Annotated in this window: 15 protein-coding genes; 11 read left to right on the forward strand and 4 right to left on the reverse strand. The window is 71.8% G+C overall.

The features are described from left to right. Positions 1 to 8 precede the first annotated feature (8 nt). Both KHA85_RS02015 and KHA85_RS02020 read right to left on the reverse strand, forming a co-directional pair. Positions 9 to 1,130: a glycerate kinase gene (locus KHA85_RS02015; protein ID WP_063973371.1), complete on the reverse strand. Its 1,122-nt coding sequence runs from the start codon at positions 1,128 to 1,130 to the stop codon at positions 9 to 11. Between the two features lie 120 nt (positions 1,131 to 1,250). Then, entirely contained in the window at positions 1,251 to 1,910 is a 660-nt protein-coding gene (locus tag KHA85_RS02020; RefSeq protein WP_213184613.1) for a hypothetical protein, read from the reverse strand. A 223-nt stretch (positions 1,911 to 2,133) separates the two neighbouring features. On the opposite strand from KHA85_RS02020, the gene KHA85_RS02025 reads away from it, so the two are divergent. Then, positions 2,134 to 3,663, forward strand: coding sequence for a bifunctional aminoglycoside phosphotransferase/ATP-binding protein (locus KHA85_RS02025; RefSeq protein ID WP_213184614.1), 1,530 nt, complete (start codon positions 2,134 to 2,136; stop codon positions 3,661 to 3,663). 77 nt (positions 3,664 to 3,740) lie between these two features. Next, on the forward strand, positions 3,741 to 4,337 hold the full coding sequence (locus KHA85_RS02030; RefSeq protein WP_308936829.1) for a thioredoxin domain-containing protein: 597 nt from the start codon (positions 3,741 to 3,743) through the stop codon (positions 4,335 to 4,337). A gap of 42 nt (positions 4,338 to 4,379) precedes the next feature. Here KHA85_RS02030 and KHA85_RS02035 read toward each other — a convergent pair whose 3' ends face one another. Next, positions 4,380 to 5,720 carry a DUF4921 family protein gene (locus KHA85_RS02035; protein WP_308936830.1) on the reverse strand — a complete coding sequence of 447 codons (1,341 nt, stop codon included), beginning with the start codon at positions 5,718 to 5,720 and terminating at the stop codon, positions 4,380 to 4,382. A 130-nt stretch (positions 5,721 to 5,850) separates the two neighbouring features. On the opposite strand from KHA85_RS02035, the gene KHA85_RS02040 reads away from it, so the two are divergent. From KHA85_RS02040 to KHA85_RS02070, 7 genes are all read left to right on the forward strand, one after another. Then, positions 5,851 to 7,284, forward strand: a complete 1,434-nt coding sequence (locus KHA85_RS02040; RefSeq protein WP_213184616.1) for a hypothetical protein — start codon at positions 5,851 to 5,853, stop codon at positions 7,282 to 7,284. A 261-nt stretch (positions 7,285 to 7,545) separates the two neighbouring features. After that, positions 7,546 to 12,147, forward strand: coding sequence for a glutamate synthase large subunit (gene gltB / locus KHA85_RS02045; RefSeq protein WP_213184617.1), 4,602 nt, complete (start codon positions 7,546 to 7,548; stop codon positions 12,145 to 12,147). Beyond that, a complete protein-coding gene (locus KHA85_RS02050; protein ID WP_007627348.1) occupies positions 12,140 to 13,612 on the forward strand; it encodes a glutamate synthase subunit beta in 1,473 nt (490 codons plus the stop codon). The genes gltB and KHA85_RS02050 overlap by 8 nt, the downstream gene beginning before the upstream one ends. An 89-nt stretch (positions 13,613 to 13,701) precedes the next feature. Further along, positions 13,702 to 14,049, forward strand: a complete 348-nt coding sequence (locus KHA85_RS02055; protein ID WP_213184618.1) for a hypothetical protein — start codon at positions 13,702 to 13,704, stop codon at positions 14,047 to 14,049. 25 nt (positions 14,050 to 14,074) lie between these two features. Continuing rightward, a complete protein-coding gene (locus KHA85_RS02060) occupies positions 14,075 to 14,374 on the forward strand; it encodes an RNA-binding S4 domain-containing protein (protein ID WP_231889028.1) in 300 nt (99 codons plus the stop codon). Positions 14,375 to 14,397: 23 nt separating this feature from the next. Beyond that, a complete protein-coding gene (locus KHA85_RS02065) occupies positions 14,398 to 14,928 on the forward strand; it encodes a hypothetical protein (RefSeq protein WP_007627342.1) in 531 nt (176 codons plus the stop codon). A gap of 112 nt (positions 14,929 to 15,040) precedes the next feature. Next, the gene (locus KHA85_RS02070; protein ID WP_213184619.1) at positions 15,041 to 15,403 is read left to right on the forward strand and encodes a hypothetical protein; all 363 of its coding nucleotides are present in this window, start codon (positions 15,041 to 15,043) and stop codon (positions 15,401 to 15,403) included. A gap of 7 nt (positions 15,404 to 15,410) precedes the next feature. Here KHA85_RS02070 and rraA read toward each other — a convergent pair whose 3' ends face one another. Then, the gene (gene rraA / locus KHA85_RS02075) at positions 15,411 to 15,893 is read right to left on the reverse strand and encodes a ribonuclease E activity regulator RraA (RefSeq protein WP_007627338.1); all 483 of its coding nucleotides are present in this window, start codon (positions 15,891 to 15,893) and stop codon (positions 15,411 to 15,413) included. A 132-nt stretch (positions 15,894 to 16,025) separates the two neighbouring features. Between rraA and KHA85_RS02080 the strand changes: the two genes are divergently transcribed. Both KHA85_RS02080 and KHA85_RS02085 read left to right on the forward strand, forming a co-directional pair. Next, the gene (locus KHA85_RS02080; RefSeq protein WP_213184620.1) at positions 16,026 to 17,192 is read left to right on the forward strand and encodes a dihydroorotase; all 1,167 of its coding nucleotides are present in this window, start codon (positions 16,026 to 16,028) and stop codon (positions 17,190 to 17,192) included. Then, a complete protein-coding gene (locus KHA85_RS02085; protein WP_308936831.1) occupies positions 17,189 to 18,709 on the forward strand; it encodes a phospholipase D-like domain-containing protein in 1,521 nt (506 codons plus the stop codon). The genes KHA85_RS02080 and KHA85_RS02085 overlap by 4 nt, the downstream gene beginning before the upstream one ends. Positions 18,710 to 18,747 lie beyond the last annotated feature (38 nt).

The raw sequence follows: 18,747 nt of genomic DNA on the forward strand, positions 1-18,747 counted from the left end.
CGCTGGCATCAGGGCAGGATACGCGAGATGACGTCGGCGGCGACGTCCTCGAGCAGCGGGCCCGCGTTGGCGATCGAGCGCTCGAGGTCCGGCTCGCGCTCGGTCAACGCGGCGGCGGCGACGAACCCGGCCTCGGCGACCCGGTCGGCCTCGAGATCCAGGCGTCCGCAGACCGCGACCACCGGCACCGCGTGCGACCGGCAGAGGGCGGCCACGCCCATCGGCGTCTTGCCGTGCATGGTCTGGTCGTCGAGTCGCCCCTCGCCGGTAACCACGAGGTCGGCGGCGGAGAGCATGTCCTCCAGGCCGGTGAGCGTGCCGAGCACCTCGAAGCCGGGATCCAGCGAGGCGCCGAGCAGTTCGCGGGCGGCGAAGCCCACACCGCCGGCGGCGCCGGAGCCGGGGGCGTCGGGGTCCACGTCGAGCCCCTGGGCGCGCAGGACCTCGACGAGCCGGGCGAGGCCGGCCTCGAGCTCGTCCAGCTGTTCGTCGGTGGCGCCCTTCTGCGGGCCGTAGACGCGGGCCGCGCCCAGCGGACCGAGCAGCGGATTGTCGACGTCGCAGGCCACGAGGATCCGGGCGGCCCGGACGGCCGGGTCGAGACCGTCGAGGTCCACGCGGTCCAGATTGATCAACGCGCCGCCGCCGTCGGGTAGTTCGGCACCCGAGGCGTCGAGGAACCGCGCGCCCAGGGCGGAGAGCATGCCGGTGCCGCCGTCGGTGGAGGCGCTGCCGCCGATGCCCAGGTGGATGTTGCCGCGGCCGGAGCGGAGCGCGGCCAGCATGACCTCGCCGACGCCGCGGCTCGACGCCTCGAGAGGGCGAGGCTCACCGCCGGGTAGGCGGAGCAGGCCGCAGGCGTCGGCCATCTCGACGAACGCGGTGTCCGGATCGATGGCGGCGAAGGACGTCTCCACCGTCTCGCCCGTGGGTCCGGAGACGGTGACGGGCACGGGGCGCGCGCCGCCGGCGACCATCACCTCGAGGCTGCCGCCCCCGCCGTCGGCGACCGGGCGCTCGACCACGTCGATCTCGGGGTGCGCCCGCCGGGCACCCTCGGCCGCGTGACGGCACGCCTCGATAGCGGTGAGTGAGCCCTTGAAGGCCCCGCAGGCCACGACGATCGTCACGCCTGCATCATCCCCTATGAGTGTCCGGCGACACACGACGGCCCGGGATCGCGACGGGGGAGGGTCGCGGTCCCGGGCCAGGAAGGCGCATCCGCTGCGCCGCGTGTCAGCCGGGGGTTATCAGCCCAGCGAGCCGGCGGCGATGCCGACGTCGGCGTTGACGCCGGCCTCGACGGTCTCGTCGGCGGCGTCACCCTCGGCGCCGGAGCTCAGGCCGGCGAGCGAGCCGCTCAGCGAGCCGGTCCCGGACTCGTCGGCGGCGGCCGCGGTGTCGTCCGTGGCCTCGTCACCCGAGCCGAGCGAACCGGGGGTGGTCTCATCGGTGGCGGTGTCATCGGCGGGCTCCTCGCTGCTGCCGAGCGAGCCGAGGGAGCCGGAGTCGGCCTCGCCGGTCACGGCGCCGGTCTGGGTGTCGCCCTCACCGGAGCCGAGGGAGCCGGAGTCCGCGGCAGGGCCGCCTCCGTCGATGGCCTCGCTGCCGGTGTTCGGGGAGACCCCGAGGCTGCCGAACTCGATCGAGCCCGGGTTGGGCGTCTCGGCGTCGAGGTTGAGGTTGAAGCTCAGGCTGCCCAGGTCGATGCCGAGGTCCGTGCCGAGGGCGCCCTCGAGGCTGCCGTCCTCGCCGGTGGCCTCGGCCAGGCTGGCGGTGGGATCCGTGGGGGCGTCGGTCTCCGCAGCGGCCAGGCCCGGGAACGCGATGGCGGCACCGATGCCGAACGCGCCGACGGCGGCGATCTTCGCGGTGGTGCGGTTGGTGGTCTTGCGGTGGGTGTTCGTCATAGAGGAACTCTCCGATCTGCATCGACCCCGATGAATCTCATCGCGGACACCCCGGTCGGAGCGGAGTGCATCGGCGACCCTACAAGCGCACCGGAGTTCCGCAAGAGGTCGGGAACCTGAGCATCCCTTGACGTAACAACCCGGTCACGGGGGCATTTCAGGTTTCTCACGCGGCGCCTGCGCGACCGGTGTGCCGCGCGTCATGCCTGCCTAGGCTGGGTGCATGGACGCTTCCGCAGCCGTCGATCCGCCGCCGCCCGGCCCGCCCGTCGTGGTGGAGACGCACAGCGCGCTCATCTTCCTCTGGGGTGACGAGGCTCACAAAGTCCGCAAGTCGGTCGACCTCGGTTTCCTCGACAACACCACCGCCGCGGCCCGCGGGGAGCAGAGCCGGCGCGAGGTCGAGCTCAACAGTCGGCTCACTCCGGACGTGTACAGGGGCGTGTTGGAGGTGAGGGGGCCCGACGGCGAGGTGGTCGATCACGTCGTGCGGATGCGCCGGCTGCCGGCGCGTAGGAGCCTCGCCTCATTGGTCCGCCTCCGGGCCGACGGCGGGCCCGGGGGCGGCGATACGGACATCGTGGTGGGCCTGACCAAGGTGGCCCGGCAGATCGCGCACCTGCACGCCGCCGGCCCACGCTCGGAGGAGATCGACGCGGCGGGCACCCCGGCGGCGGTGGCCGGGTTGTGGGAGCGGTCCCTCGATCACCTGCGCCGCCTCGAGGTGGGCCGGGGCGCGCCGGAGATCGTCGACGACATCGAGGCGCTCGCCACCGACTACCTGCGCGGGCGCGCGCCCCTGCTGGAGTCCCGCGTGGCGGACGGTCGGATCGTCGACGGGCACGGGGACCTGCTGGCCGCCGACGTCTACCTGCTCGACGACGGGCCGAGGGTGATCGACTGCCTCGAGTTCGACGACCTGCTCCGCTACGGGGACGCCGTGCTGGACATCGGATTCCTGGCGATGGACCTCGACGCGTCGGGGGCGCGGGACCTCGCCGTCGTCCTCCTCGGGGCCTACCGGGAGGCCTCCGGCGACGACGCGCCGCCGTCGCTCGTCCACCACTACATCGGGTACCGGGCCATCGTCCGGTCGAAGGTCACCGCGATCCGCGCGGAGCAGGCGGCCGACGGCGACGGGGGCCTCGGCGACGCGCGACGCGCCCTCGAGCTGGCGGACCTGGCCGTCGACTCGCTGCTGCGTGGGAGGGTGCGACTGGTGCTGGTGGGCGGCGTCTCGGGGTCGGGGAAGTCCACCCTCGCGGCGCCGCTGGCCGAGGCGCTGGGCGCGGAGCTGCTGCGCTCGGATGTGGTGCGCTCGAACGTGGTGCGCGCGCAGGCGGCCCGGGGGAGCGACAGGTATTCGGAGGAGGCGGTCGGGGCCGTCTACGCCGAGCTGCTCGACCGCGCGGCCGCGTCACTCGCCCTGGGCCGCAGCGTGGTGCTGGACGCCACGTGGCTCGAGCCGCGCCGGCGGGCCGAGGCCGAGACCGTGGCCGCCGACGCGCACGCCGAGCTGGTGGAGATCTCGTGCACCGCGCCCCGCGACGAGCTGGTGCGGCGGATCACCGAGCGGGCGCGCGCGGGGACGGACCCGTCCGAGGCCACGATCGAGGTGCTCGACGACCAGCTGGCGGGCCCGGCGGCGTGGCCGGAGGCGATCGAGGTCGGCACCGTCGGGCTCGACGTCCGCGACGGCGAAGCCGTCCGCCGGTGGGCGGAACGCGAACTGGGACCACTGCCCTGGACCTGAGAGCAGAGTCGTTGTCAGATCACAATTCTGGGGAAGCGCGCCCCACGCACCGAAACGAGGGGCGTATGGTCGTGCGCGTGACCCACCCCTTCGCACGGGCCGGGCGGGAGCTCGTGCCCGGCCGCTGGTTCGGCCCCGCCGCCGTCATGGCGCTGGGCTGTGCGATCGCGTGGACGCTCGTCGGCTTCGGGCACGGTGCGCTGCTGGCGGCCGTGGTCCTCGTCGGGACACTGTCCGTGGCGCTGTGGAACTCGCCGCTGCGCGCCACGGGTCACGAGCCCCTGAAGGCCGTGCGCGCCCTGACCTCCGCCGGGCACGCGGTCGTGGTGCTGTGGCGGCCGGGCTGCCCCTACTCGGCGGCGCTGCGCCGCCGGGCCAGCCGCGAGGGCCTCGAGGTCCACTGGGTCAACATCTGGCGCGACGAGGACGCCTACGAGCTGTGTTGCACGATCAACGGCGGCTCCGAGGAGACGCCCACCGCCGTGGTGCTCGATCCGACACTGACGACGCCCGTGGTGATCCCCGCCTCCGTGCCGGGGATCCGTGAGGCGACCGCCGCGCCGATCACCTCTACGCAGACGATCACCCCGATCACGAAGATCTGCGCGGTTCCCGCGCCCGCGACCACCCCCGCGATCGGGTCGCCCCGCAGGACCGGCTCCCGCGGCCTCTGACCGGCCACGCCCGCCGGCCGGGCCGGGCGCACCTCGTCGTCGTCACCGCGCGTAGCGCAGTGCTCCCCGCACGTCCCCGCACTCGGCCCCCAACGCCATGTCGGCGATACGGCCGTCCGCGCGGAGCCCCGCCAGGCGCGGGGCCACCCGGTCGCGCAGGCTCCACGGGTCGATCGTGTTGACGTGGATCCCGGTCGCGCCCTCGAACCCGGCCGGCGTCGAGATGCGCCACTTGAGCACGATCCGCCACGGCATCGCCGCGCCGTCCCCCGCCGAGCCCGGCGGCAGGGTGTGCCACTCTTCGTTGGACGGCACCAGCGGCCCCGTCGCGGCGTGGCAGGCGTGCAGCAGATCGGAGACCCCGCGCAGTTCGGCCGCCGAGTGCTCCCACGGCCGGCCGGCCCGCGACCTCGAGTAGACCACCAGTGCCGGGTGGCGGTGACCGACGCCGACCACCGCGACGGCGTGCTCGTTGGCCGCCAGCACCAGGCCCTCGGCCACCGCGTGATCGATCCCGGCCGTGTAGTAGAGATCCGGTTCGCGGGCGAGCGCCGCCATCTCCCGGGAGGTCTTGGCGGGGACCTCGTCGATCGCCACGAGCTGCTTGTGCAGGTGCGCGAACGACGCGCCGGCCGGCGCGAGCCAGTTCTGGAAAACCGACACGTACGCGGCGTGCGGATTGTCGCGGTACAGCCCCCGCATGGCACGGACCGTGAAGGCGACGTACTGCTCGTGCTCCTCCGGCGTCAGCTCCCCCGACGACGCGTGGCGGTCGCTGGAGGCTGCGCCGTCGACGAGGTGGCGGCGCGCGACCACCACGTCGTGGCACCCGCCGAAGAAGCTCTCCGAGTGCTCTGCGAGGGCGGCGGTGTCCATGGCGTCGGCGGTCGCCGGGTCGCCCTGCGCGGCGGCGACGCGGGTGCGGACCAGGGCCCGGACGTGCTCGGCGCCGGCCGGGGACGCGAGATAGGCGGCCTGATGGTCGGCGGCGCGGTCGGGGATCCGGTAGCCGTGCACCGACCTCCAGTAGTCGAGGGAGAGGATCTCGAAGAGGTTGCCGATCAGGCGGAACTCGGGCGTGGTGGCGTCGAGCCGGTCGGCCGGGACCTCGTCGAGGACGGCCCAGGCGTCCCCCTCGCGGACGAGGCGCGCCTTCTCCGGGGTGGTCTCGCGCAGGCGCGTCGTGCAGAACGCGCAGTGCGCCTCCGGCTCGGCCGGGTCCACCGCGACGACGCTGCCGGGCGCGTGCTCGATCGGTCGGTGCGCCCGGCCGGGGACCGTCCACACCTGGGTGCCGGTGAAGGGATTGACCTGCTTGACGGTGCCGTCGGCCATGCGCCGCAGCAGCGCGGTCGGGCCGCCGGGTCGGGAGGTGGTGGTCACCCGCGTGAGCCTAGGGGTGTCCGGAATTAGGGGTGGAACTGTGATCTAGATAACAGTACCCTGAGGGTGAGTGTTAGTTCATCATCGGCTTCCGCGCCGTGCGGGAGCCTCGGGGGAATCGAGAACGTCCATGAGTTCACATCACCCACTGCCACTGCGACTGGCAGCCGTGGGCGGCGCCGCCGCCCTGACGATCGCCGGGACGGCCGGCGTCTCGCACGCCCAGACCGGCTCCGCCGAGCTCGCCGCCGAGCTCGCCCTCAACCTCGAACTCGCACTCGGCTCGGACAGCGCGGTGGACGCAGGGTCGCTGAACCCGGGCTCGCTCGACCCGGGCTCGCTGAGTGCGGACTCGGTCGACGCCGGGTCCCTGCCGCCGATCGGCTCGGTCGGGGGATCCCTCGAGCCGGGCTCGCTTGGCCCGGGCTCGCTTGACCCGGGTTCTCTGGATCCGGGCTCGTTGCCCGGGTCTTCCGGTCCCGGCTCGCTGGACCCGGACTCGGCGGAAGGCTCGACCGAGGGGTCGCTCAAACCGGGCTCGCTTGACCCGGGTTCTCTGGATCCGGGCTCGTTGCCCGGGTCTTCCGGTCCCGGCTCGCTGGACCCGGACTCGGCGGAAGGCTCGACCGAGGGGTCGCTCGAACCGGGCTCACTGGATCCGGGCTCGTTGGAGCCCGGCTCGGCGGGCCCGGGGTCGATGGAGGCCGGGTCGTTGGTGAGCCTGCTGGTCATGGTGTCCATGGGTTCGCAGATGGGGTCGGGAGAGGGGTCGCTGGAGCCCGGTTCTCTGACGGGGTCGCTGGAGTCCGGTTCGCTCACGGGGTCGTTGGGGGCAGGGGCGGGGTCGCTCGAGGGCTCGCTCGAGCCCGGGTCGCTGACTGGTTCACTCGAACCCGGGTCGCTGGGATCCGGGTCGACGGGCGGATCCCTACCCCCCGGGTCGCTGGAGACGGGGTCGTTGGTGAGCCTCCTACTGATGCTGTCGATCGGGTCCGAGGCTGGTTCGGGCGAGGGGTCTCTCCCCGGAGGCTCACTACCCGTGGGCAGCGAGAACGGCGGGTCGCTCGAGCCGGGGTCCGCGGGGGGGGCACTCCCCTCGGGCTCCCTCGAGCCGGGTTCCGCGGAGGGGTCACTCGCGCCGTCGGGGTCACTGACCGCGTCGCTGGCACCTCTCGGTTCGGCGGTTGGATCGCTGCCCCTCGGGTCCCTGCCGCTGGGTTCGGCGGCCGGGTCCCTTCCGCTCCTGGTGCCGGCCGCGGCGATCGGCGGGTCGGTCGCCGCCGGGCCGATGATGGTCCAGGTCGCGGCCGATCTGGGGATCGCACTCCCGCCGCTACCCGGGTCCCCGGCGCCGGTCGCCGTCGGCGCGGTCGTGGGAGAGGCTCCGCCCGCGCCCGGGCCGTCGGTGCCCAACGGGCGCGGAGGTGAGCCGGGCGTGATGGCCGACGGCGGTGGGGCCGCGGTCGGGGTGAACGCGGTCGTGGTCACCACCGGCTCGCTGGGGGATTACCACGTGGTCCTTCCGGACGGGGTGGCACTACCACCCCTGCCGTTCATTCGGTGAGAACCCTGAGAGAGTTCCCGCCCCCGCTGCCGTGCGGGGGCGGGAACTGCGTCGTCTCGGCGGGTCGGCTGGAGACGACGCTGAGAGAAATCTCACAAGGTGGAATCGCCTTCCCACGTCAGGCTCTGCGGTTTGACTTCTCCGAGTTGTGTGACCTGCCCCCCTTGCCCATATGATTTCCGGGCCGGAGGACCTCGGTCCTCTGAGTACGGGTGCTCCAGCCACCACGGAGTCCGCCCGTCGACAAGCGAAGGCGAACACATGATGACGACTCCCGGCCCCAGAAGCCTGTACCGCCCTGAATACGAACACGACTCGTGTGGTGTCGCGTTCGTGGTGGACATGTACGGACGCCAGTCCCGGGACATCGTCGAGAAGGCGATCGCCGCGCTGGTGAACCTCGAGCACCGCGGCGCCGTGGGCGCCGAGGCCAACACCGGCGACGGCACGGGCTTGTTGATCCAGGTACCGGATTTGTTCCTCCGCGAGGTGATGCGTGAGGAGCAGAACGTGGAACTGCCAGAGGCCGGTGCATATGCAACCGGCCTTTGTTTTCTCCCCCAGTCCCGGATGTTGGCGATGGACGCCATGCGGATGGTCGAGCGGATCGCCGCCGAGCAGGGCGTGACCGTGATCGGCTGGCGCGAGGTTCCGGTCGACGACTCGACGGTCGGCGCGATCTCGCGTGACGCGCAGCCCACCATCAACCAGATCTTCGTCAAGGCCGCGGGCCCGGGCGGGGAGCTCCTGACCGGCCTGGCGCTCGAGCGCAAGTGCTTCGTGGTGCGCAAGCGGTGCGAGCACGAGCTCGGTTCGAAGGGCGCCGGGAAGGGCGACCTGGGCTCCGAGACGGTGTACTTCCCGTCGCTGAGCCCGCGCACCTTCGTCTACAAGGGCATGCTCACCGAGAAGCAGCTCCCCGACTTCTATCTGGACCTGCAGGACGAGCGCGTCGAGTCCGCGATGGGCATCGTCCACTCGCGCTTCTCCACAAACACGTTCCCCGCATGGCCGCTGGCCCACCCGTTCCGCTACGTCGCCCACAACGGTGAGATCAACACCGCGCGTGGCAACGAGAACTGGATGCGGGCCCGCGAGGCGCTCATGACCAGCGACCGCATCGAGGACCTGTCCGCGGCGCTGCCGATCTGCACCCCGGGCGGATCGGACACCGCGCGCTTCGACGAGGCGCTCGAGCTGCTGACGCTGGCCGGTCGGACCCTGCCGCACGCCGTGCTCATGATGGTCCCCGAGGCGTGGGAACGCCACGAGACCATGGACCCGGCCAAGCGGGCGTTCTACGAGTACCACGCCTCACTCATGGAGGCATGGGACGGCCCGGCGTCCATCACGTTCACCGACGGCACCGTGATCGGCGCCGTGCTGGACCGCAACGGCCTGCGCCCCTCCCGCATCTGGGTGACCGACGACGGCCTCGTCGTGATGGCGTCCGAGGTGGGCGTGCTCGACATCCCGCAGGACAAGGTGGTCACCAAGACCCGACTGCAGCCCGGTCGCATGTTCCTCGTCGACACCGCCGAGGGGCGGATCATCGACGACGAGGAGATCAAGTCGCAGCTGGCCGCCGAGCACCCGTACCAGCAGTGGCTCGACGAGGGCCTGGTCCGGCTCGAGGACCTGCCCCGGGTCGAGAAGCCCTACATGGCCCACGAGCGCGTGGTGCTGCGTCAGCGCGTCTTCGGATACACCGAGGAGGAACTGCGCATCCTCATCTCCCCGATGGCAGGGAGTGGCGCCGAGGCGATCGGGTCGATGGGCACGGACACCCCGCTACCGGTGCTGTCCCAGCGTGCGCGCATGCTGTTCGACTACTTCGCGCAGCGCTTCGCGCAGGTGACCAATCCGCCGCTCGACGCCATCCGCGAGGAGCTCGTCACCAGCTACGGCGTGACGCTCGGTCCCGAGGGCGACCTCATCAACCCGGGCCCCGAGTCGTGCCGGCAGGTCAAGGTCGCCAACCCGATCCTCGGCAACTCCGACCTCGCCACGCTGCTGGAGGCCGGGGAGGCCCGTCCGAACCTGCGGTCGGTGGTCGTCCGCGGGCTCTACAACGTCGCCCACGGCGGCCGCGGCCTGCGGATCGCCCTGGAGCGCATCCGCCGGGAGGTGTCCGAGGCCATCCAGGCCGGCGCGACCCTCATCGTGCTCTCCGACCGCGAGTCCGACGAGCGCAACGCGCCCATCCCCTCGCTACTGCTCACCTCAGCGGTGCACCACCACCTGGTGCGCGAGAAGACCCGCACCCGCGTCAGCCTGGTGGTCGAGTCCGGTGACGCCCGCGAGGTCCACCACATGGCCGTCCTGTTCGGGTACGGCGCCAACGCCATCAACCCGTACATGGCGTTCGAGTCGATCGACGAGCTGGTCAAGAACGGCGACCTCATCGGGGTAGACACCGCCGAGGCCTGCGACAACTACCGGAAGGCCGCCGCCAAGGGCGTGCTCAAGGTGATGTCCAAGATGGGCATCTCCACCCTCGCCTCCTACACCGGTGCCCAGTTGTTCGACGTCACCGGCCTGTCGCAGGAGCTGTGCGACGAGTACTTCACCGGCTCCGTCAGCCCCATCGACGGCATCGGCCTGGACGAGATCGCCGAGGACGTGGCCCTTCGGCACCGCTTCGCGTTCCTGCCCCGGCCCGAGGAGGCCGCGCACCGCGAGCTCGAGATCGGCGGCGAGTACCAGTGGCGCCGGGAGGGCGAGTACCACCTGTTCAACCCGGACACGGTGTTCAAGCTCCAGCACTCCACGCGCACGGGCCGCTACGAGATCTTCAAGGAGTACACCCGCCTCGTCGACGACCAGTCGGAGCGGCTGGCGACGCTGCGCGGGCTGTTCGACCTGAAGAGCAACCGTCCGCCCGTGCCGATCGAGGAGGTCGAGCCGGTCTCCGAGATCGTCAAGCGGTTCTCCACGGGCGCGATGAGCTACGGCTCCATCTCGGCCGAGGCGCACGAGACGCTGGCGATCGCGATGAACCGCCTGCAGGCGCGCTCGAACTCCGGCGAGGGCGGGGAGGCCGTCGACCGCTTCGACCCCGACCCGAACGGGGACTGGCGTCGCTCCGCCATCAAGCAGGTGGCCTCCGGCCGGTTCGGCGTGACCAGCCACTACCTGGCCAACTGCACCGACATCCAGATCAAGATGGCGCAGGGCGCCAAGCCGGGTGAGGGCGGGCAGCTCCCGCCGGGCAAGGTCTACCCGTGGGTGGCCGAGGTCCGCGGCTCGACGCCGGGCGTCGGACTCATCTCGCCCCCGCCGCACCACGACATCTACTCGATCGAGGACCTGGCGCAGCTCATCTACGACCTGAAGAACGCCAACCCGGACGCGCGGATCCACGTCAAGCTCGTGGCCGAGCAGGGCGTCGGTACGGTCGCGACGGGCGTGTCCAAGACGCACGCCGACGTCGTCCTCATCTCGGGCCACGACGGCGGCACCGGCGCGTCGCCGCTGACCTCGCTCAAGCACGCGGGTGGCCCGTGGGAGCTCGGCCTGGCCGAGACCCAGCAGACGCTGCTCGTCAACGGTCTGCGCGACCGCATCGTCGTCCAGGTCGACGGTCAGCTCAAGACGGGACGTGACGTCATCGTCGCCGCGCTGCTCGGCGGCGAGGAGTTCGGCTTCGCCACCGCGCCGCTCGTCGTGGCCGGCTGCGTCATGATGCGCGTGTGTCACCTCGACACCTGCCCCGTCGGCGTGGCCACCCAGAACCCCGTGCTGCGCGAGCGGTTCAACGGCAAGGCCGAGTACGTCGTGAACTTCATGGAGTTCATCGCCGAGGAGGTGCGCGAGTACCTCGCCGAGCTGGGCTTCCGCTCGCTCGACGAGGCGATCGGACACACCGAGTGCCTGGACAAGTCGCGGGCCTTCGCCCACAACAAGCGGGTGGCCAAGCTCGACCTGGAGCCGATCTTCGCGCAGGCCGAGTCGCCCTTCATGCACCAGGACCTGCGTCGCACCAAGTCGCAGGACCACAAGCTCGAGGGCGTCGTGGACCGCACGCTGATCGAGGACGTCCGCGCCGTGATCGCTGATCCGGCGGCGGGACCGTTCACGGGCAGCTACCCGATCTGCAACGTCAACCGCTCGGTCGGCACGATGCTCAGCCACGAGATCTCCAAGGCGCACGGTGCCACCGGCCTGCCGGACGGCTCGATCGACCTGAGTTTCACCGGGTCCGCCGGTAACTCGCTCGGGGCGTTCCTCGCCCGGGGCGTCACGGTGCGCGTGTTCGGCGACGCCAACGACTACGTGGGCAAGGGACTGTCCGGTGGACGCATCGTGGTGCGTCCGGCCGAGGACGCGGCCCCCGACTTCGTGGCCGAGGACAACATCATCGCCGGCAACGTGATCTGCTACGGCGCGACCGCCGGTGAGGTGTTCCTGCGCGGGATGGTGGGGGAGCGCTTCTGCGTGCGCAACTCCGGCGTCACCGCGGTGGTCGAGGGCGTGGGCGACCACGCCTGCGAGTACATGACCGGTGGACGGGTGGTCGTGCTGGGCCCGACCGGCCGCAACGTCGCGGCCGGGATGTCCGGTGGCGTCGCCTACTTCTACGATCCCCGCGGTGTCCTCGCGGAGAACCTCAACGCCGAGCTCGTCGACACCGAGGAACTCACCAGCGAGGACGTGGAGTTCCTCCACGGGATCGTGGAGCGCCACGTGGAGGAGACCGATTCGGCCCGGGGCCGGGAGATCCTCGGTGGCTGGGCCCAGAACGTGAATCACTTCGCCAAGGTCATGCCGCGCGACTACAAGCGCGTGCTGCTGGCCATCGAGCAGGCGGAGAAGGACGGACGCAACGTGGACGAGGCGATCATGGAGGCCGCAAATGGCTGACCCGAAGGGCTTTCTCAAGCACACCGAGCGGGAGCTGCCCAGGCGCCGCCCCGTCGACCTACGGATCATGGACTGGAAAGAGGTCTACGAGTCCACGGTCCTGCCCGAGGATTCGATCCGCACCCAGGCGTCCCGCTGCATGGGCTGCGGTATCCCGTTCTGCCACCAGGGCTGCCCGCTGGGCAACATCATCCCCGAGTGGAACGACCTGGTGCACCGGGGCAAGTGGGACGACGCGGTGGACCGGCTCCACGCGACCAACAACTTCCCGGAGTTCACCGGTCGGCTCTGCCCGGCCCCCTGCGAGGGGTCCTGTGTCCTCGGCATCAACCAGCCGCCGGTGACGATCAAGCAGGTCGAGGTGGAGATCGCCGAGGCCGCGTGGGCCGACGGCGGCATGGAGCCGGTCATCCCGTCGTTCCGCACCGGGCAGACCGTCGCGGTCGTGGGATCGGGCCCCGCGGGCCTCGCGGCGGCCCAGCAGCTCACCCGCGCCGGGCACTCCGTCACCGTCTTCGAGCGCGACGACCGCATCGGCGGGCTCATGCGTTACGGCATCCCGGAGTTCAAGATGGAGAAGGCGGTCATCGATCGTCGCCTGGCGCAGATGGAGGCGGAGGGGACGGTCTTCCGTCCCGGCGTCAACGTCGGCAAGGACATCACCGCGTCGCAGCTGCGCGCCCAGTTCGACGCCGTCGTCCTGTGCGGTGGCGCGACCATGCGGCGCGACCTGCCGGTGCCCGGTCGTGAGCTCGACGGCATCCACCAGGCCATGGAGTACCTGCCGCTGGCCAACAAGGCCGCGGTCGGCGACCCGGTCGTGGACGCCGACGGCCTGCCCGCCATCCACGCGCGCGACAAGCACGTCATCATCATCGGCGGCGGCGACACGGGTGCGGACTGCCTCGGCACCGCGACCCGTCAGGGCGCGAAATCGGTCAAGTCGTTCGAGATCATGCCCCGGCCGCCGGCCACCCGCGCGGCGTCGACTCCGTGGCCGATGTACCCGCTGATGTTCCGCACGGCCTCGGCCCACGAGGAGAACGGCGAGCGCGTCTACGGCGTGTCCACCGCGGAGTTCGTCGGCGAGGGCGGACACGTCACCGCGCTGAAGGGCTCCGAGGTGCGGATGGTCGACGGCCGCTTCGAGCCCGTGCCCGGTACGGACTTCGAGTACCCGGCTGACCTGGTCCTGCTCGCGATGGGCTTCACCGGCGCGCAGAAGTCCGGGCTGTGCTCGGACCTCGGGGTGGAGTTCACCGACCGCGGCAACGTCGGTCGTGACGACGCCTTCGCCACCAACGTCGAGGGCGTGTTCGTCGCCGGCGACATGGGGCGCGGCCAGTCGCTCATCGTGTGGGCCATCGCGGAGGGACGTGCGGCCGCCGCCTCGGTGGACCGGTTCCTCATGGGGGAGACGGCCCTGCCGGCGCCGGTCCGGCCGACGGATGTGGCCCAGCGCTGAAGGTCAACCGTGGCGCCTGACCTTAATGGAACCTAAGATCAGGTCTACTATGTCTCCAGGCCATCCGGCCTCCGTCATGGAAGGCACCAATGGTCAGCCGTCGCCCCGCCAGTGTCATCGCCGCGCTCAGCGCGACGGTCGCGCTGGTCGGCGTGCCGGCGGCGTCGGCGCAGCCGCCGGGCCCGGCGGTCCGGGGGGTCGTCACGGAACTGCCGGTCCTCAGCGAGTTGCCGCCGCTGCCCACCGAGGGCGGGCAGCCCGTCGTGGACGAGCCGGAGGGCACCCGGGTCTTCGGCATGTCCGGGGTGCAGACGGTCGCGCTCGTGTTGGCGGCGTCGGTGCTCGTGGCGGGCGGGACGGGACTGGCGTTGGTCACCCGCCGCGGCCGTGGCGAACCGCTCGACGAGCAGCCACCGAGGACGGATCCGGTGGCGTGACGCCGCGCCCGATAGGCTCGGCGGTATGAGTCGCCACATCGCAGGACGGGGACGGGTCGCCCGGGCGACCCCTCCTCCGGCCGGTCCGCCCGTCGACGACGTCGACTGTGACCTGAGCAGCAAGCTGACGCTCGGCCAGTTCCTCAAACTGGCCTCGCTGCTGGACTCCGGGGCCGAGGCCAAGGACGCGGTCGCCTCCGGCGCGGTGAGCGTCAACGGGGAGGTCGACACCCGGCGCGGCCGCGGCCTGGTTCACGGTGACGTGGTGGAGATCGGTGGCCGGGCGGCGCGCGTCGTCGCCCGCGAGGGACGGGACGCGACCTGATGGCTGAGGATTCACGGGGGCCCGTGCAGGCCCCGGTTGTGCTGCACGACGACGACCCCGGTGCCACCCGGTACGCCACGTGGCTGGCCGAGGAGTTCGACACCCGGGCGACCCATCACGACGCGGCCGATCCGGCCGAGCTGGTGGTCGCCGGGACGGTCGTCCTCGTCACGGGGATGCGCCCCGGTGGTGGGCTGGGCGGTTCGGCGTTCATCCGCGACAACTGGGAGGCCCTCGTCGAGGCCGGACGCCGCGTCGCCGTCGTCATGGTCGGGCCCACCCCGGTCACCGACGACGCCCGGATCGAGCTGATGTCGAGCGAGTTCTCGTCCGATCAGCTGCGCGACCTCAAGCTCTTCCAGCTCCGCGGCGTGGTCACGCCGGACCAGCTCGGCTTCCGGCAGCGGCTCGGGATCAAGACCGCGCTGGCCGCCCTGCGGCGCAAGACCGACCGCACCCCGGAGGAGGAGGCCATGCTCGAACTGGGCGGTCTGGACCTCACCGATCGGGTCTCGCTCGGGCCGTTGCTGCGCTGGATCCGCCGCGAGGCCTGATCGGCGGACAGCGCGGCATGCGCCCGGAGCGCGCCACGGTCGGTGTCACCGCCGATATCATGACCCGCGAACGCACCCGCCGAGGGCGGGGCGATGACCTCGGAGGAACCCCATGCGCGCCACCACCCTCGCCGCCACCGTTTCGGCGCTCGCCGCGGCAGCCCTGCTGACGGGAGCGGGCGCCGCCACGGCGCAGGAGCCCGAGGATTCAGAGGGCTCTGGAACGATCCGCAGCGCGCTTCTGTCGCCCGCCGTGAGTGAAGCGATCGGGAGCATCGGTTACGGCTCGCTGGGCACGGGGTCCCTCATGGACCTGCTCTCCGGGCTCATCAACACCGGGTCGGTCGCCCTGTCGGTGGACGTGCCCAACGCGACGGGCTCGTACGCACCGGGGTCGCTCGGGAGCTACGGACCGGAGGCGTCGCTGGGCGAGATCCTCCTGATCCCCATCGGGAGCCTCGCGGGCGCCTCCTGATCCGCGGTCAGCGCACCACGATCCCGTCGGAGTCGGCGTAGAGCATCTCGCCGGGGACGAAGTCGACCCCGCCGAAGCTGACGGTCACGTCCCGCTCGCCCTCGCCGGTCTTGGTGGACTTGCGCGGGTTCGTGCCCAGGGCCTTGCAGCCGAACTCCATCCCGGCGATGACCGCCGAGTCGCGGATGGCGCCGTTCACCACGACGCCGGACCACCCGTTCGAGCGGCCGAGCTCGGCGATGATGTCGCCCACCAGCGCGGTGTGCACACTCGCGCCGCCGTCGATCACGAGGACCCGGCCCTCGCCGGGCTCGCCCAGGACGCTCTTGAGCAGTGCGTTGTCCTGGAAGCAGCGCACGGTCGAGATCGGGCCGGAGAACTCCGTGCGTCCGCCGAGGTCACGGAACTGGGTGTCGCAGCTGCGGACGTCCTCGCCGATCTCGTCGACGAGGTCCGCGGTGGGGATGAATCCGGCGGGGGTGTCGGTCATGCGGTCCTCCTGGGCGGTGGTCTGTCGGGGTAACGCTATCCGGCCGCGCCGCCGCGTGGGAGCGTGCCGGTGGGGGACAATGGTCACATCAAGGGTGCCCGTCATCGTCCGAGAAACCGGAAGGAGCCTTCCGTGGCCCAGTACGAACTCCTGATCCACGCCCGACGCGCGGTGGTCGACGGCCGCATCCAGCAGGCGGCGGTGACGGTGGACGGGGGCGTCATCTCGTCGGTGCGGACGGGCTCGGAGGCGCGGGACATCGGCCTGGCCGGTGACCACACGATCGACCTGGGAGACGACGTCGTCCTCATGCCGGGTCTCGTCGACCCGCACGTGAGCACCGAGGACGTCGCGGTCGGCACGCGCTCGGCGGCGCAGGGCGGGATCACCACGGTCGTGGACTACGGCACCGACGGCGACCCGGTCGCCATCCGCCCGGAGGACGTGGATCGCTGGCGCGACGAGGTCACCGGAGAGTCGACCGTCGACGTCGGGCTGTGGGGCGCGGCGGTGCCGGACAACCTGGGCCGGCTCGGCGACCTGCTGGACCGCGGGGCGTTCGGGGTGTCCGCCGTGGCCGCTGGGAAGGGCGTGGAGGGCGCGCCGACGCTGGACCACGCGCAGCTGGTCGCGGCCGCGGAGGAGGTCGCCGCACACGGCGGGCTCTTCGCGGTGGACGCCGGGGTGGACGATCTGTCCGGGCTGCTGGAGGTGTGCCGCCGGACCGGCGGTCGTCTGCACGTGCGCGCGGTCGCCGATCACGAGGAGCTGCCCCTGCTGCGGGACGCCCGGGCGGAGGGCCTGGCCGTCACGGCCTCGACGAGCCCCCACATGTTGGCGCTGGTCTCGGAGGTCACCCACGGCGGATCGGCGGTGGCGCGGCTCGATCCGCCGATCCGCGACGCCGCCAACCGCGAGCTGCTGTGGGGCGCGTTGCGGGACGGCACCATCGACGCGGTGGCCTCGGCCCGGCTGGGGCTGTCGGTGGTGTGGACCGAGGCGCGGCGCCGCGGGTTCGATCTGGCGGACGTCGCGCGCTGGATGGCCGGTAGCCCGGCGGAGGTGGTGGGGCTGCGCGACCGCGGGGAGATCCGGGAGGGATTGCGGGCGGACTTCGCCGCGGTCGCCGACGACGAGGCGTTCGTCGTGCTGCCCGGGGCCCGCGAGCTGGGTTCCGCGGACTCGGTGTACGCGCAGCGTGCGTTGGCGGGCGTGGTGCGGTGGACGATGCGCGGGGGCGCGGTCATCGACCCCCGAGCCCTGGCGTTCGGCACGGTCCTGACCCGTCCGACGGCGTGAACCCCGCCGTCGATCGCCTCGCGTTCCTCCCCTTCCCCGAGGGTGTCACCTCCGCGCTGCTCATCACCGAGTACGTCATCAAGATCCTCGCGCTGGGGATGGTGCCGGAGAACCGGCAGCCGTCCTCGTCGCAGGCCTGGCTGCTGGCGATCCTGTTCATCCCGGTCGTCGGCGTGCCGCTGTTCCTGCTCCTGGGCAACCCGTACATCACCGGCCGGCGTCACGTCATCCAGGCCGAGGCCAACCGGCTGTACGCCGACGCGCTGAGGCAGCGGCCCACCGTCCCCGACGGCGTGGGCGTCGCGCCGGGCGTGCGCACCATCCTGGAAATGAACCGGACCCTCACCGCGATCCCCGCGATGTCCGGGGATTTCGTGGCCCTGCACTCGGACTACAGCCGGTCGCTCGCGGCGATGACGGAGGCGGTGCGCGCGGCCCGCGACCACGTGCACATCGAGTTCTACGCGCAGTCGTGGGACGGCGAGACCGACGAGTTCTTCACGGCCGCGGTCGAGGCGGCGGAGCGGGGCGTCGCGGTGCGGGTCCTGGTGGACCACCTGGGGTCCCTGCGCTACCGGGGGTTCACCAGGCTGCGGCGGAAGCTCCGCAAGACCCCCATGGTGGTCCACCTCATGCTGCCGGTCAACCCGTTCCGCGGCCGCTTCCGACGTCCTGACCTGCGCAATCACCGCAAGATGCTCATCGTGGACGGCCACCACGGCTTCATCGGCTCGCAGAACCTCATCGAGCGCCACTACGGCAGCACCCGCAACGCGCGGCTCGGCCGGGAGTGGGTCGACCTGATGATGGAGGTCCGCGGGGAGATCGTGCAAGCGATGGACGGTGTGTTCGCGGTGGACTGGTTCACCGAGTCCGGCGAGGTCATCGGGACGCTGGAGCAGCTGGCGCTCGGCGCGCCGCTGGCGCCGGGCCGCAAGGGCGGTGACCCGACGGCGGGCGACCCGGTCAGCGCGTTCCAGTTGGTGCCGTCGGGGCCCGGCTACCGCACACAGCCGGGCCTGCGGATGTTCACCCAGCTCATCACGCACGCGCAGGAGCGCGTCCGGATCGTCAGCCCGTACTTCGTGCCCGACGAGGCGCTGCTGCACGTGCTCACCTCGGCGTCGTACCGCGGGGTGTCGGTGGAGGTGTTCGTGCCCGAGCACGCCGACCAGTTCCTCGTCCACCACGCGCAGCGGTCGTATTTCCGGGCGCTGCTGGAGGCCGGGGTGGTGATCCACCGCTTCCGCTCGCCGGCCGTGCTGCACACCAAGACGGTGCTCATCGACGACTACGCGGGCGTGGTGGGTTCGAGCAACCTGGACCAGCGGTCGTTCAACCTCAACTTCGAGGTGAGCATGCTGGTGCTCGGTGGCGAGGCGGTGTCGGCACTCAACGACGTGGTGGACGCGTACCTCGAGGAGTGCACGACCCTGGAGCTGGACGTCTGGATGAGCCGGCCGTGGGCGGGCAGGTACGTGGACAACGTCGCGCGGCTCACGTCGGCTCTGCAATAGCCAGGGGCCGCAGTAGTACGCTCACCGGTGCGCGGGTC

Source organism: Dietzia massiliensis (assembly GCF_018390595.1).
In the GTDB taxonomy this organism is placed as follows: domain Bacteria; phylum Actinomycetota; class Actinomycetes; order Mycobacteriales; family Mycobacteriaceae; genus Dietzia; species Dietzia massiliensis.